Here is a 583-nt window from a genome sequence, read left to right as displayed (position 1 = left end):
TGCCGGTACGCGTGTCGTGTGAGGACGCGGCCGCGGGGCGTGCGCTGCACGAAGCCGCGCTGGATCAGGTAGGGCTCGATGATGTCCTCGATGGCGTCGCGCGGCTCCGACAAGGCCGCGCCGATGGTCTCGATCCCCACCGGGCCGCCCCCGAACGCGCGCGCGATCAGGCTCAGGTACTTGCGGTCCATCACGTCCAGACCCGCCCCGTCCACGTCCAGGAGCTGCAGCGCCCGGTCGGCGATCGCCCGCGTCACCGTCTCGGCCTCCGCCACGACCGCGAAATCCCGCACCCGCCGCAACAGCCGCCCCGCGATCCGCGGCGTGCCCCGCGCCCGCCGGGCGATCTCGTTGGCGCCCTCCGCCGACATGCCCAAGCCCAGGACCCGCGCGCCGCGCGCCACGATCTGCTCCAGCTCGTCGATCTCGTAGAACTCCAGCCGGATCGGGATCCCGAACCGGTCGCGCAGCGGCGTCGTCAGCAGCCCCGCCCGCGTCGTGGCGCCGACCAGGGTGAACTTCGGCAGCTCGATCTTGACCGAGCGCGCCGCCGGGCCCTCGCCGATGATCAGGTCGAGCTGGT

General features: G+C 73.2%; 1 protein-coding gene. It reads right to left on the bottom strand.

Features of this window, described 5'->3' with window-relative positions; genetic code table 11:
- Window positions 1-583, bottom strand: a 583-nt coding sequence (gene ruvB, locus ME121_RS32900; RefSeq protein WP_491892971.1) for a Holliday junction branch migration DNA helicase RuvB, incomplete at both ends; no start/stop codon positions are given.

The organism is Methylobacterium sp. ME121 (assembly GCF_000974725.1).
GTDB lineage: Bacteria > Pseudomonadota > Alphaproteobacteria > Rhizobiales > Beijerinckiaceae > Methylobacterium > Methylobacterium radiotolerans.
This window is presented reverse-complemented; position numbering and strand designations above follow the sequence as displayed.